Origin of the sequence: Naasia sp. SYSU D00057 (genome assembly GCF_017916505.1) — a bacterium.
Taxonomy (GTDB): Bacteria; Actinomycetota; Actinomycetes; order Actinomycetales; family Microbacteriaceae; genus Naasia.
Map to the genome: position 1 here is coordinate 89,466 of NZ_JAFMSZ010000003.1, position 12,742 is coordinate 102,207.

Here is a 12,742-nt window from a genome sequence, read left to right on the forward strand (position 1 = left end):
TACACTGGCGCTCGTTCCAAGGAGAAACATGTCCAACCTGAAGCAGGTCACCGACGCGACGTTCGAGCAGGACGTCCTGAACTCGGACAAGCCGGTCCTCGTCGACTTCTGGGCCGAGTGGTGCGCTCCGTGCCGCGCCGTTGGCCCCGTGCTCGAGAAGATCGCCGAGGAGAACGGCGACAAGATCGAGATCGTCAAGCTCAACGTCGACGACAACCCGGAGACGGCTGCGAAGTACCACATCACCTCCATCCCGGCGATGAAGGTGTACCGCGGTGGTGAGGTCGTCAAGTCCGTCATCGGCGCGAAGCCGAAGCCCGCACTCGAGTCCGAGCTGGCCGCATTCCTGGCCTGACCGACCGGACTCTTCCAAGGACCCGCTCGGCACGGCCGGGCGGGTCCTTTTTTCGTTCTCACTATCGTTGAACCCACGGGACTGCACCCGGGAAGAAGGATCAGTGTCACCACTCAGCGGCAACGGCAACAACCTCGACCCCTGGTACGAGCTCTATGCGGAGCGCACCTCGGGCCTCTCGGCATCCGAGGTCCGGGCACTGTTCGCCGTCGCATCGCGTCCCGAGGTCGTGTCGCTGGCCGGGGGCATGCCGTACGTGTCGGCTCTGCCGGATAACCTGATCAGAAGCGCCTTTGATGCGGTGATGACCAACCAGGGCGCCACCGCGCTGCAGTACGGATCCGGTCAGGGCGTGCCCGCGCTGCGCGAGCACATCCTCGAGGTGATGGGCGAGGAGGGCATCCGGGCGAGCGTCGACGACGTCGTGACGACCACGGGCTCGCAACAGGCCATCGATCTGGTCGCCAAGCTGTTCCTCGACCCGGGTGACGTCGTCCTGGCCGAGTCGCCCAGCTACGTCGGCGCCATCGGCGTCTTCCGCTCGTACCAGGCGCGCACGGTGCACGTGGCGATGGACGACGACGGGCTCATCCCGGAGGCGCTGCGGGAGGCGATCGCCCGCGAGCGGGCCGCGGGCCGCACCATCAAGTTCCTCTACACGATTCCCGATTTCCACAATCCGGCCGGCATCACCCTCAGCGGTCCGCGCCGAGCCGAGATCCTCGAGATCTGCCGCAGCAGCGGAGTGCTCGTGGTCGAGGACAACCCGTACGGGCTGCTCTACTTCGACGCTCCGCCGCCGCCGCCGATCCGCACGCTCGACGAGGACGGTGTCGTCTACCTCGGCTCGTTCTCGAAGACCCTGGCGCCGGGCTTCCGCGTCGGCTGGGCGCTGGCACCGCACGCCATACGGGAGAAGCTCGTGCTGGCGGCCGAGTCCGCCGTTCTGTCGCCCAGCTCCTTCTCGCAGCTCGTCGTCAACCAGTACCTGGAGACTGCGGACTGGCGGGGCCAGATCGCCACCTTCCGAGACGTGTACCGGGAGCGCCGGGACGCCATGCTGTCCGCTCTGGGGGAGCACCTCCCGGAACTGAGCTGGACGAGGCCGGACGGCGGCTTCTACGTCTGGGTGACACTGCCCCCCGAGCTCGATGCGAAGCAGATGCTGCCCCGCGCGGTGACCGAGCTGGTCGCCTACACGCCCGGTACGGCCTTCTACGCGGACGGGACGGGGCAGGACCACATGCGGCTCTCGTTCTGCCATCCCACGCCCGCCAGCATCCGCACAGGGGTGCGCCGTCTAGCGACCGTGGTCGGCGGAGAGCTGGATCTGCTCGACACCTTCTCGGGAACCGGGCCTCTGCGCTCGTCCCGCCCCGAGCGTCACGTCACCGCGCCACCGCCGGACCTCGACTGAGTCCCGAAAGGATCACATGACCAGCGAATCCCCTTCCGTCCTCGTCCTCGCCGGCGGCATCTCGCACGAACGTGACGTGTCCCTCCGGTCCGGCCGCCGTGTCGCGGACGCGCTGCTGGAGCGAGGCTGGAGGGTCACCGTCCGCGAACCGGATGCACAGCTGCTCGGCTCGCTGGCGACCGGCGAGTGGGACATCGTCTGGCCCGCGCTGCACGGAGCGAGCGGTGAGGACGGAGCGCTGCTGGCCCTGCTCGAGTCGTCGGGTACGCGCTTCGTCGGGTCCGACCACCGTGCCGCGCGGCTCGCCTGGGACAAGCCGGTCGCGAAGACGCTCGTCGCCAACGCCGGGGGAGTGACACCGCACGGCATCGCGCTCTCGCGCGACACGTTCCGCGAGCTCGGCGCTCCTGCCGTCCTCGAGATGCTGCGGAGCTCGTTCCCGCTGCCGCTCGTGGTGAAGCCCTCCCGCGGCGGCTCGGCGCAGGGAGTCGGCATCGTGCGTGAGACCGACGCCCTGCCGCGCGCGATGGTGGACGCGTACACCTACGGCGACGACGTCCTCGTCGAACACCACATCGCAGGCACCGAGGTGGCCGTGGGAGTCGTAGACACAGGCCATGGACCCCGCGCCCTGCCCGCGGTCGAGATCGTGCCCGTAGCGGGCGACTACGACTTCGCGGCGCGGTACAACGCGGGGGAGACGCGCTTCTTCGCCCCCGCCCGCATCTCCGAGGCCGGCGCACGCAACGCCGCAGAGCTGGCTCTGCTGGCGCATCGCGCGCTCGGACTGCGGCACTACTCCCGCACGGACATGATCATCGATGGCGAGGACCGCGCGTGGTTCCTCGAGGTCGACGTCATCCCCGGCCTCACGGAAACTTCGCTGCTTCCCCTCGCAGTTGAGGCCGAGGGCGAGACGCTGGGCGAGGTCTACGAGTCGATTGCCCGCCATGCGATGGAAACCGCGGACCAGCCCGCCTGAGTGCTGTGCTGTTTCACGCGAAACAAAGGGACGCGAAGTCCGGGCGGTGCTGTTTCACGTGAAACCCTGACGGCGCCGTCAGCGTGGCCGCTATGCCTCGATGTCCGAGGTACGCGGAGATGGATTCAGGGAGCACTAGCCATCCGCACCCTAGGCCAGCCCCTACGGTGGTGGTTTCGGGGCTCGCTCCGCTCGCCCCTCAACCACCGGCCCCTCTGGCACAGTCCGAGTAGGACAGTCACCGCTGATTGACGAGGGCGCGCAGCGGCCGTCTCGAAACCAACACGCGGGGTCGGCGAAGCGGCGTGTGCCCTGATCCGTCGATTCTCACGCACGACCTACGACAAGCCGTGCGCCGAGCGCATCCGCGCGCCCCTGGTGGTGGTTTCGAGGCTCGCTCCGCTCGCACCTCAACCACCGGCTCCGCGGTCACGGTACGAGCAGCACAAGCTCCGGTGGTTGAGGAGGCCGCGCAGCGGCCGTCTCGAAACCACCACGCGGAGCGACACCCCGCGGCACGTCCTCGACCCGGTCGGAGTTGTTCGACGACCAACGGCATATCGGCGAGCCCCACGAGTGGGTCCGCCCGTGGTGGTGGTTTCGAGGCTCGCTACGCTCGCACCTCAACCACCGGCCACTTGCTACTGGAACGAACAGAACAGACTCGAGCGCGGAGCGCAATCCGCAACGGACCTCCGTCGGCTCGCTTTGTTTCACGTGAAACACCGGCAGGCCGACAACATGGCGCGGTCACCCACGCGCAGACGTCGACCTCAAGAGCACGAGGAGCGTCGCCGAGCTGTCTAGACGATGGGTCCGAGGCCGCTCGACTCGCACCCTGGCGCTGTTTCACGTGAAACAGCAGGGATCAGGCTCCCGCGAACCCCTCGTCGCCGATCTCACTCAGGATCCGGTTGAGGTCGGCGATGGTAGCGAAGTCGATGACGATCTGGCCCTTGCTGGCACCCAGATTGACCTTGACACGCGTGTTCAGCCGGTCGCCGAGGCGGCCGGCGATCTCATCCAGGCCCTCGTGGCGGCGTCCGGACGCCGGCTTGGTGCGCCGCGGCTTCGTGGACTGGCTGACGACTGTCTCGGCGGCGCGCACCGAGAGGTCCTCGTTCACGATCTTGTCGGCGAGGCGCTGCATCTCTTCCTCGTCGGTCAGCGAGAGGATCGCGCGGGCGTGACCGGCGGTGAGGACGCCCGACGCGACGCGGCTGGCGACGGGGGATGGGAGCTTGAGCAGCCGGATGGTGTTGCTGATCTGCGGTCGCGAGCGGCCGATCCGAGTGGCGAGCTGCTCGTGCGTGATGCCGAAGTCGGAGAGCAGCTGCTGGTAGGCCGACGCCTCCTCGAGCGGGTTGAGCTGCGAACGGTTGAGGTTCTCGAGGAGGGCGTTCTGCAGCATCGCATCGTCGGAGGTCTCCTTGACGACGGCCGGAATCGTGCTCAGACCAGCCCTTCTGCTCGCGCGCAGACGGCGCTCGCCCATGACGAGCTCGTACTTGGCCTCGGAGCCGTCGGGCGCCGGACGCACGACGATGGGCTGCAGGACGCCGTTCTCCCGGATCGAGATGACGAGCTCGTCGAGGGCCTCCTGGTCGAACTCCTTGCGGGGCTGGTGCGGGTTGGGCACGATCTGGTCGAGCTCGATGCTCGCGAGTCGGGCGCCGGGGACCGCGACGAGATCGTCTTCCGCCTCCCGCGCAGGCTCGGGGAAGAAGACGTCGACGGGCCGGGGACCGCCGCCCTCCTCCGCCACGGGGATGAGTGCGCCGATTCCGCGTCCCAGACCGGTTCTCTTGGGCGTCGCCATCATGCTCCTCGTCGTGCGATCTCGGCGGCTGCCTCCAGGTAGGAGAGCGAGCCGGGTGAGTTGGTGTCGTAGCTGATGACGCTCTGCCCGTAGCTCGGCGCCTCGGAGATGCGCACGGAGCGGGGGATGAGAGTGTCGAGCGTCTCCGCAGGGAAGTGCGAGCGCACATCCTGGGCCACCTGCTGAGCCAGGTTGGTGCGGCCGTCGAACATGGTCAGGAGGATCGTGGACACGCGCAGCTTCGGATTGAGGTGCTTCTCGATCAGCTCGATGTTGCGCAGCAGCTGGCTGAGGCCCTCCAGCGCGTAGTACTCGCACTGGATCGGGATCAGCACCTCGCGCGCGGCCACGAACGCATTGATGGTGAGCAGACCGAGCGAGGGCGGGCAGTCGATGAAGACGTAGTCGAACCGCGGCGTCGAGGCCTCGAGGAACTCGTTAAGTGCAGTGCGCAGGCGCTGCTCGCGCGCAACCAGGGATACGAGTTCGATCTCCGCGCCGGCCAGGTGGATGGTGGCCGGCACGCAGAAGAGACCGCCGAACTCGGGGCTGGGCTGCACGACGTCCGCCATCGGCGTCTCGCCGACGACGACGTCGTAGACGCTCGCGGTCTCAGCGCGGTGCTCCACGCCCAGCGCGGTCGACGCGTTGCCCTGCGGATCGAGGTCGATCACGAGCACCCGAGCGCCGTGCCGCGCGAGAGCGGCCGACAGGTTGACGGCGGTGGTGGTCTTGCCGACGCCGCCTTTCTGGTTGGCGACGGTGAAGACCCGCGTCTGCGGGGGCTTCGGCAGCTTCGTGATCTCGACCTGATGCCGGCGACGGGTGAGGTCTGCCAGTTCACGGGCGAGGGGAGTGGTGCTGTCGAAGTCCGCGGGGGCCGCGGGTGCATCGTGATGTTTCACGTGGAACCTTCCGAGGGAAGTACCGGGAGGGCCAGGGGAGAGGGGGCAGTCGCCGCCGGCTCAGTTCACTGTAGCCCGGAAGACACGCGTGCCCTCCGTCGCCATACCGGTGCCGAGCTCTTCCACTCGAACATCCGTGAGCCGCCACTTGGCGATGGTCTTCTCCGCCTTGCGAGCCTCGTCCTGGACCGCCGCCCCCTTGAGCAGGAGCAGCTCGCCACCGGCGCGGACGAGGCGGGCGGTGAGGGGGATGAGCTTGCTGAGCGCGCCGACAGCGCGGGCCGTCGACTGATCGAGGGATCGCTCGAACGGCGCCTCTTCCGCCCGGGCGCGCACGACCTGGACGTTGTCGAGGCCCAGCCGGTCGCGCTGCTCCTCAAGCCAGGCGACGCGGCGCTCCATCGGCTCGATGAGCACCAGGGAGACGTCCGGTCGGGCGATCGCGAGGGGGATCCCCGGGAGTCCTGCCCCGCTGCCGACGTCGCCGACCCGGCCCGACAGCAGGGGAGCGAGGAGCGCCGAGTTGACGATGTGCCGGGTCCAGAGCCGCGGCAGCTCCAGAGGGCCGATCAGGCCCAGCTCCTCGCCACGGCGGGCGAGGTCGTCGGTGAAGGCGCGCGCGAGTTCGATCCGATCGCCGAAGAGCTCGGCTGCGATCTCGGGCTCGACCTCCACGGATGTTTCACGTGGAACCATCAGTCGCGGGTGAGAACCGTGTGGCGGTCCTTGCCCTCACCCTCGGAGTGCGAGACGAGGCCGCGCTCGGAAGCGAGGTCGTGCACGAGCTTGCGCTCGTAGGACGACATCGGCTCGAACTCGTAGCGGCTGGCACCCTTCTCGAGGGTGGCGAGCGCGGCATCCACGCGCTCGGCCAGCTCTCGCTGGCGGGCCTCGCGGCTGCCCCCCACGTCGAGGATGAGTCGGGAGAACTCTCCGGTCTTGGCCTGGACGGCCAGGCGGGTGAGCTCCTGCAGAGCGGCGACGACGTCCGGCGTCGCGAGCACGCGGAGGTTGCTGTCGCTGGACGCGGTCACCGACACCTGCGTCCGCTCACCGTCCGACTCGATATCGATATCTCCATCGAGGTCGCAGATGTCGAGGAGCTCCTCGATGTAGTCCGCGGCGATGTCCCCTTCGTCGGGGGCGGTGCTGGTGGTGGTCTCGACGTCGGTCACGACTTGCTCCCGGACTTCTTCGCTCGGTTCTTGCTGACGGGCTGCTGGCGCTGGGTGGACTGACGCTTCACGGCGGTGTCCGTCGCCCCCTCGGCGGCCGGCTTGGGCGCCTCGATGGTGAGCTTGCCCTTCTTCGCCAGGCGCGCCTCACGCGCCTTCGCGGCCTCACTGCCGGGCGTGGGCATGTTCCGGATGACGATGAACTGCTGAACCATCGTCCAGATGTTGGAGGTCAGCCAGTAGAACATGACGCCGAGCGGGAAGGCGACGCCGGAGAAGGCGAAGACCAGCGGGAGGATGTACAGCAGGATCTTCTGCTGACGGAACATCGGGCTGTTCTTGGCCTCGGGCGACATGTTCTTCGCCATGATCTGCAGCTGCGTCACGAACTGCGAGGCGGTCATCAGGAGCACCATGACCGCGGCGATCGTCATGACCCAACCGTTGAACGCGCTGCCGGAGACCATCAGGTTCCACTCGCCGATGAAGGTCGCGCGCAGGGGAGCGCCGAACAGCTCGGAGTTGGCGAAGGAGTCCGCGAGGTCGCGGGTCAGGAACTGAACGCCCGCCTTGTCGTGCTGCGCGTCGTTGAGCACCGAGAAGAGGCCGAAGAAGATCGGCATCTGGATGAGCAGCGGCAGGCAGGAGCTCAGCGGGTTCGTGCCGGTCCGCCGGTAGAGCTCCATGGTCTCGCGGGACATCGCCTCACGCGAGAACTGGTCGGTCTTGCCGCGGTACTTGTCCTGGATCTTCTTGAGCTGCGGCGCGACCTCCAGCATCTTCCGCTGGCTCTTGATCTGCCGCACGAAGATGGGGATGAGCGCGGCGCGCACGACGAGCACGAGCCCGACGATCGACAGCACCCAGGTGACGCCGGCGTCGGCGCTGAGGCCGACGCTGCTCCAGAGGCCGTGGAAGCCGACCAGGATGAGCTCGATCACCCACTTGATGGGCCAGAGGATCGCTCCGAAAATGTCCACCTGGTCAGGCCTTTCCCTTATCAGTAACGAATGTCCCGGCCCCGGAGGGGAGCGGGACGACGAATCCGAAATCCGTGAGGCGGTAGCGCTGGACGCGCCGACGCGGCACATCGTCCACACCGCCGGCCGCCCACGGGTGGCACCGGCAGATGCGTGCCGCGGTCAGGGCGCCGCCCACGACGACACCGTGCTCCTGCACGGCCTCGAGCCCGTAGCGCGAGCACGACGGGTAGTACCGGCAGACCTCGCCGTAGAGCGGCGAGATCACAGCACGGTACGCGCGCAGCAGCACCACCGCGAGGTTGCGGGGCAGCAGGAGCAGCGCGCGGAGGGCGCTCATGCGCGGGGAAGTACGGCGGCAGCCACCTCGGCGCGCAGCTCGTTCCAGTCCGCACGCGCCGCCGACGGCAGGGCGCGGATGACGACCGCGCGCGTCGGCGCCTCAGGAAGCAGCGAGTAGCAGGCCGCCTTGAGCCGGCGACGGACACGATTGCGCTCGACCGCGCCACCGACCGCCTTGCTCACGATGAAGCCGAAGCGGGCGTCCTCGCCCGGCACGACCTTGTCGAGGTAGGCGATGGTGGTGCGTCCGGTCACGCGGCGGCCCTTCCGCACGATCCTGCGGTAGTCCGCCCCGCTCACGACGCGGTGAGCGCGGGAGAGCAACTACGCGGAGAGCTCGGTGCGCCCCTTGGCGCGGCGCGCGGAGAGGATCGCGCGGCCGGCGCGGGTGCGCATGCGCAGACGGAAGCCGTGCACCTTGGCGCGACGGCGGTTGTTCGGCTGGAAGGTTCGCTTGCTCATGGAAATGCTCCGTGGAAGAAGATGGGCGTGTCGGCGCAGGAGGCGGCCGGCACTGCGCGGCTCGAGGCCGCGGGCAACTGGTTAAAAATACGCGCCTCGGGGGCCCCGGTCAAACGAGCCTCCGGTGGGGAAAGCCGGGACGCCGGCCCCGACGGCGATATTCTGAGTGGGGGATTTGATCCAACTCCCCTCGAAGAATACGTTGAGCACCCAGCCGCCCGGCCAACCCCGTACCGTCGGCGGCGCGGCTCCCCCATGGGGAGCGAGGACGTCCACGTCCTGGTTGCTACGGGAGCTTGCTGAGGCGCAATGGCAGAGGTCGCAACCCAGACGAAAGAGATCTGGGACTCCGTGCTCAGCGCTCTCGGCTCGGACGAGAGGATCACCCCGCAGCTGCGCGGCTTCCTCGGACTCGTCGAGCCGAAGGGCGTGATGGCGGGCACCATGTATCTGGAGGTGCCGAACGACTTCACGCGCGGCATGCTCGAGCAGCGGATGCGCCAGCCTCTCCTCGGCGCGATCGGCTCGCTCGACCCGTCGCTCGACATCGCGAACTTCGCCGTCGTCGTCAACCCGGACATCGAGGACGAGCCCGTCGCCACGGTCAGCGAGCCGCTGCCGGCGGAGCCGTACATCGAGGCGCCCGTCCCGTCGGTGACCGAGGCAGGCTCCGGTGGCCGCAGCGACACCCGGCTCAACCCGAAGTACAGCTTCGACAACTTCGTCATCGGCGCCTCCAACCGGTTCGCCCACGCCGCCGCGGTCGCGGTGGCCGAGACGCCGGCCAAGGCCTACAACCCCCTGTTCATCTACGGGGAGTCGGGGCTCGGCAAGACTCACCTCCTGCACGCGATCGGCCACTACGCGATCAGCCTCTACCCGGGCATCCGTGTGCGCTACGTGAGCTCCGAGGAGTTCACCAACGACTTCATCAACTCCATCGCGCAGAACCGCTCGTCCCTGTTCCAGGCCCGCTACCGCGACATCGACATCCTGCTCATCGACGACATCCAGTTCCTGCAGGGCAAGGACTCCACACAGGAGGCCTTCTTCCACACCTTCAACACCCTGCACGACCACAACAAGCAGGTCGTCATCACGAGCGATCTGCAGCCGAAGCAGCTGACCGGCTTCGAGGACCGGATGCGCTCCCGCTTCGAGTGGGGCCTCATCACCGACGTGCAGGCGCCCGACCTCGAGACGCGCATCGCGATCCTCCGCAAGCGCGCGCAGAACGAGAAGCTGCAGGTGCCGGACGACATCCTCGAGTTCATGGCGTCGAAGGTGTCGAGCAACATCCGGGAGCTCGAGGGCACCCTCATCCGGGTCACCGCGTTCGCGAGCCTCAACCGGACGCCCGTCGACATGGCCCTCGTGCAGACGGTCCTCAAGGACCTGATCACGCTCGACGAGGACAACGTCATCGCGCCGGTCGACATCATCAATCACACCGCGGACTACTTCAAGCTCAGCGTCGACGACCTGTACGGCTCGTCCCGGTCGCAGGCGATCGCCACCGCCCGCCAGATCGCCATGTACCTGTGCCGCGAGCTCACCAACCTGTCGCTGCCGAAGATCGGCCAGCTGTTCGGCAACCGCGACCACACGACGGTGATGTACGCGAACAAGAAGATCAGCGAGCTCATGAAGGAGCGCCGCTCCATCTACAACCAGGTCACCGAGCTGACGAGCCGGATCAAGCAGAACCACCGGTACTCGCGGGGCTGATTCCGCCGGGTAGGAACGTGAGCCGGGAGGGGTGCGCCCTCGCTTCCTGTGCCGGAGTTCATGTGATCCGGTGGCGTCTGGGCGCCTGAGTGGGCGTTCTCCACAGGAGTGCGTCGCCGCTGTGCGCCTTCCTGGGATCGGCTGCAGGTCGCGATCCCAGGAACGCGGCTTGGGCGGGCTGGGGAGAGCGCAGGTGCGTCGTCGCGTACGGCGCTCCTGTCGCGTTCTCAGGACGGAGGGCACGCTCGCACAGTCTCCGTCGTGCGCCGAACGCGCCCTGCGTCCGCCGAGAGCACCCCGAAGCACCGAGCGCACCCCGTGCCCAGGGTGCGCTCGGTGTCTAGAGGCGCGCTCGGCGGGACGGAGGTGCGTTCGGCGGGACGGAGGTGCGTTCGGCACGGCTCGAGGTGCACTCGCCGGCGGCTCCCTACTCGCGATAGGCGCCGCCGGCCTGTCGAGGCCCCTGCCCCCGCGTGAGCTGCCCCTTGTTCCCCGAATGCGCCTTGCCCCGCCGCCGAAGCACCCCGAAACACCGAGCGCACCCTGGGCCCAGGGTGCGTTCGGTGTTTCGAGGCGCGCTCGGTGAGGCAGAGGCGCGTTCCTGCCGCTTCGAGGCGCTCTCAGCGGCGTGCGGCGTCCAGGCGGGCGCCGAGACCTGTTGCGGGCTCAGGAGCGACCCTCAAGGCGTCCTGGCCCTCCTTGCCCCCTCAATGCCTCCAAACAGGGCGCGGCGGGTGCGACGCGATCGATACGGAGCAGCGGCCGGCACTTATCCGGCACGATCCCACCTCGCCCCGGTCGACCTTCGACGCGCGGTTAACACCGCGCCGTCCGGATCCTCGGAACGACACACCCCGAGGCGAACCAGTTGTCCACAGGTTGTCCACCCTGTTAATGGATCGCTCCGATCCCCGTCGCCCATCAACATGCGGTTTCCACATGTGGAGAACTGGCTTTCCACCGCTTCTTATCCACTGGTTGTCCACAGCTGTGGGGAGAACTGGGACCTAAGACCCTTCCAGGTCGAGTGGTATCACCGGGGTTCTGCACAGAATGTGAGGAATCTGTGGAGAACCCGGGGACGACACGCGCTCGGCATGGGGACAACTGAGCAGGGCCTGTGGGAGAAGCCCTCGGCCGGTGCTCGAACTGCTCACGCCTTCCCCGGTGACCCCCACACGGGTCACACATCTTCCACGGTTGTAGTTCCCGCTCGATGACTGGGCTCCGGCCGGTTACTCACATCTTCCACACCCGTTAAGAGTGTTAAAGATCCTTTCTTCTCTTCCTCGTCCGACAACCTCTTGGGGAGGAGCGTCGGAGGCAGGGCCCGGACCGAGCCGTCGGGCGGAGCACCGCATCGGCTGGCGAGCAGGGCACCCGCTAGCATCGGAGCGACTGTAATTACAGACAGGGGATCATCCGTGAGGTTTTCAGCGAACAGGGACGTGTTCAGCGAGGCCGTGTCGTTCGCCGTCAAGCTCCTGCCGCAGCGGACCACCCTCCCGATCCTCTCCGGCGTGCTGCTGGAGGCGTCGGAGTCGGGGCTGACGCTGTCGTCCTTCGACTACGAGGTGTCCGCGCGCACTGAGATCGCCGCCGAGGTCAATGAGCCGGGACGGGCACTGGTATCAGGCCGTCTCCTCGCCGACATCGCGAGCCGGCTGCCCGCCTCCGCTCCCGTGGAGGTGTTCTCCGAGGACGCGCGCATCGTCGTCCGCGCCGGGTCCGCCCGCTTCACGCTGCTGAGCATGCCCGTGGAGGAGTACCCGAACCTGCCCACCGTGGGAGAGCCGACCGGCAGCGTCCCGGCCGACGCCTTCTCGCAGGCCGTCGCGCAGGTGGCAGTGGCCGCATCCCGCGACGACGTCACTCCCGTCATCACCGGCGTCCAGCTGGAGATCTCGGACCACAGCCTCAGCCTCGTGGCGACCGACCGCTACCGCGTCGCCGTGCGCGGCATCCAGTGGGAGCCGGCGAACGAGGACCAGCCGACGCTCACCGCGCTCGTGCCCGCCCGCACCCTGCAGGAGATCGGCCGCACCTTCGGCTCGACCGGCACCATCTCGATCTCGATCACGGGCGGCGAGGACCGCGAGCTGATCGCCTTCAGCTCCGAGAAGCGCACCGTGACGTCGCTGCTCATCAAGGGCAACTTCCCGCCGGTGAAGCGGCTCTTCCCGGAGAACGTCGAGAACTACGCGGTGATCAACACCGCGGAGCTCGTCGAGGCGACCCGGCGCGTGCAGCTCGTGCTCGAGCGTGAGGCGGCGCTGCGCTACAGCTTCGACCTCGACGGGCTCACCCTCGAGGCGATCGGGTCCGAGCAGGCCCAGGCCTCCGAGAACATCGAAGCTCTGCTCAACGGGACGGACACCGTGGTCTCCCTGAAGCCCCAGTTCCTGCTCGACGGCCTCGGCGCGGTGCACTCGGAGTTCGTCCGGATCGCCTTCACGAAGACGGAGAACCCCAACAAGCCGGGCCCGGTGCTCATCACCAGCCAGTCGAGCAAGGACAAGGCGGCGTCGGACGACTACCGCTACCTGCTGCAGCCCAACCTGCTGCTGCGCTGATCCC

General features: G+C 68.0%; 13 protein-coding genes. 5 read left to right on the forward strand and 8 right to left on the reverse strand.

The window, feature by feature from the left end:
- Positions 1 to 28 precede the first annotated feature (28 nt).
- The 3 genes from trxA (at position 29) to J3P36_RS10920 (ending at position 2,754) form a co-directional block, all read left to right on the forward strand.
- Entirely contained in the window at positions 29 to 355 is a 327-nt protein-coding gene (gene trxA, locus J3P36_RS10910; RefSeq protein ID WP_210508047.1) for a thioredoxin, read from the forward strand.
- A gap of 103 nt (positions 356 to 458) precedes the next feature.
- Positions 459 to 1,772 (forward strand): PLP-dependent aminotransferase family protein, encoded by a 1,314-nt coding sequence (locus J3P36_RS10915; RefSeq protein ID WP_210508048.1) that lies wholly within the window; start codon positions 459 to 461, stop codon positions 1,770 to 1,772.
- 16 nt (positions 1,773 to 1,788) lie between these two features.
- Complete coding sequence (locus tag J3P36_RS10920; RefSeq protein ID WP_210508049.1) at positions 1,789 to 2,754, forward strand: D-alanine--D-alanine ligase; 966 nt, start codon at positions 1,789 to 1,791, stop codon at positions 2,752 to 2,754.
- Between the two features lie 868 nt (positions 2,755 to 3,622).
- Here the strand turns inward: J3P36_RS10920 and J3P36_RS10925 are convergent.
- The 8 genes from J3P36_RS10925 to rpmH are packed head-to-tail and all read right to left on the reverse strand — an operon-like array spanning position 3,623 to position 8,437.
- Entirely contained in the window at positions 3,623 to 4,573 is a 951-nt protein-coding gene (locus J3P36_RS10925; RefSeq protein ID WP_210508053.1) for a ParB/RepB/Spo0J family partition protein, read from the reverse strand.
- Positions 4,573 to 5,478: a ParA family protein gene (locus J3P36_RS10930; RefSeq protein WP_210508055.1), complete on the reverse strand. Its 906-nt coding sequence runs from the start codon at positions 5,476 to 5,478 to the stop codon at positions 4,573 to 4,575. The genes J3P36_RS10925 and J3P36_RS10930 overlap by 1 nt, the downstream gene beginning before the upstream one ends.
- A gap of 60 nt (positions 5,479 to 5,538) precedes the next feature.
- Complete coding sequence (gene rsmG, locus J3P36_RS10935; RefSeq protein ID WP_210508056.1) at positions 5,539 to 6,174, reverse strand: 16S rRNA (guanine(527)-N(7))-methyltransferase RsmG; 636 nt, start codon at positions 6,172 to 6,174, stop codon at positions 5,539 to 5,541.
- Complete coding sequence (locus tag J3P36_RS10940) at positions 6,174 to 6,653, reverse strand: R3H domain-containing nucleic acid-binding protein (RefSeq protein WP_210508057.1); 480 nt, start codon at positions 6,651 to 6,653, stop codon at positions 6,174 to 6,176. Before J3P36_RS10940 ends, rsmG begins: the two co-directional genes overlap by 1 nt.
- Positions 6,650 to 7,633, reverse strand: coding sequence for a membrane protein insertase YidC (gene yidC / locus J3P36_RS10945; protein WP_210508058.1), 984 nt, complete (start codon positions 7,631 to 7,633; stop codon positions 6,650 to 6,652). The genes J3P36_RS10940 and yidC overlap by 4 nt, the downstream gene beginning before the upstream one ends.
- 4 nt (positions 7,634 to 7,637) lie before the next feature.
- Positions 7,638 to 7,973, reverse strand: a complete 336-nt coding sequence (gene yidD, locus J3P36_RS10950; RefSeq protein WP_210508059.1) for a membrane protein insertion efficiency factor YidD — start codon at positions 7,971 to 7,973, stop codon at positions 7,638 to 7,640.
- The gene (rnpA, locus tag J3P36_RS10955) at positions 7,970 to 8,299 is read right to left on the reverse strand and encodes a ribonuclease P protein component (RefSeq protein WP_210508060.1); all 330 of its coding nucleotides are present in this window, start codon (positions 8,297 to 8,299) and stop codon (positions 7,970 to 7,972) included. Before rnpA ends, yidD begins: the two co-directional genes overlap by 4 nt.
- Positions 8,300 to 8,437 carry a 50S ribosomal protein L34 gene (gene rpmH, locus J3P36_RS10960; RefSeq protein ID WP_027692766.1) on the reverse strand — a complete coding sequence of 46 codons (138 nt, stop codon included), beginning with the start codon at positions 8,435 to 8,437 and terminating at the stop codon, positions 8,300 to 8,302. It lies immediately after the preceding gene.
- Between the two features lie 309 nt (positions 8,438 to 8,746).
- Here rpmH and dnaA point away from each other — a divergent pair, with 309 nt between their 5' ends.
- Both dnaA and dnaN read left to right on the forward strand, forming a co-directional pair.
- Positions 8,747 to 10,165 (forward strand): chromosomal replication initiator protein DnaA, encoded by a 1,419-nt coding sequence (gene dnaA, locus J3P36_RS10965; RefSeq protein WP_210508062.1) that lies wholly within the window; start codon positions 8,747 to 8,749, stop codon positions 10,163 to 10,165.
- Between the two features lie 1,424 nt (positions 10,166 to 11,589).
- Positions 11,590 to 12,738 (forward strand): DNA polymerase III subunit beta, encoded by a 1,149-nt coding sequence (gene dnaN, locus J3P36_RS10970; protein WP_210508068.1) that lies wholly within the window; start codon positions 11,590 to 11,592, stop codon positions 12,736 to 12,738.
- The last annotated feature ends 4 nt before the right edge of the window (positions 12,739 to 12,742 follow it).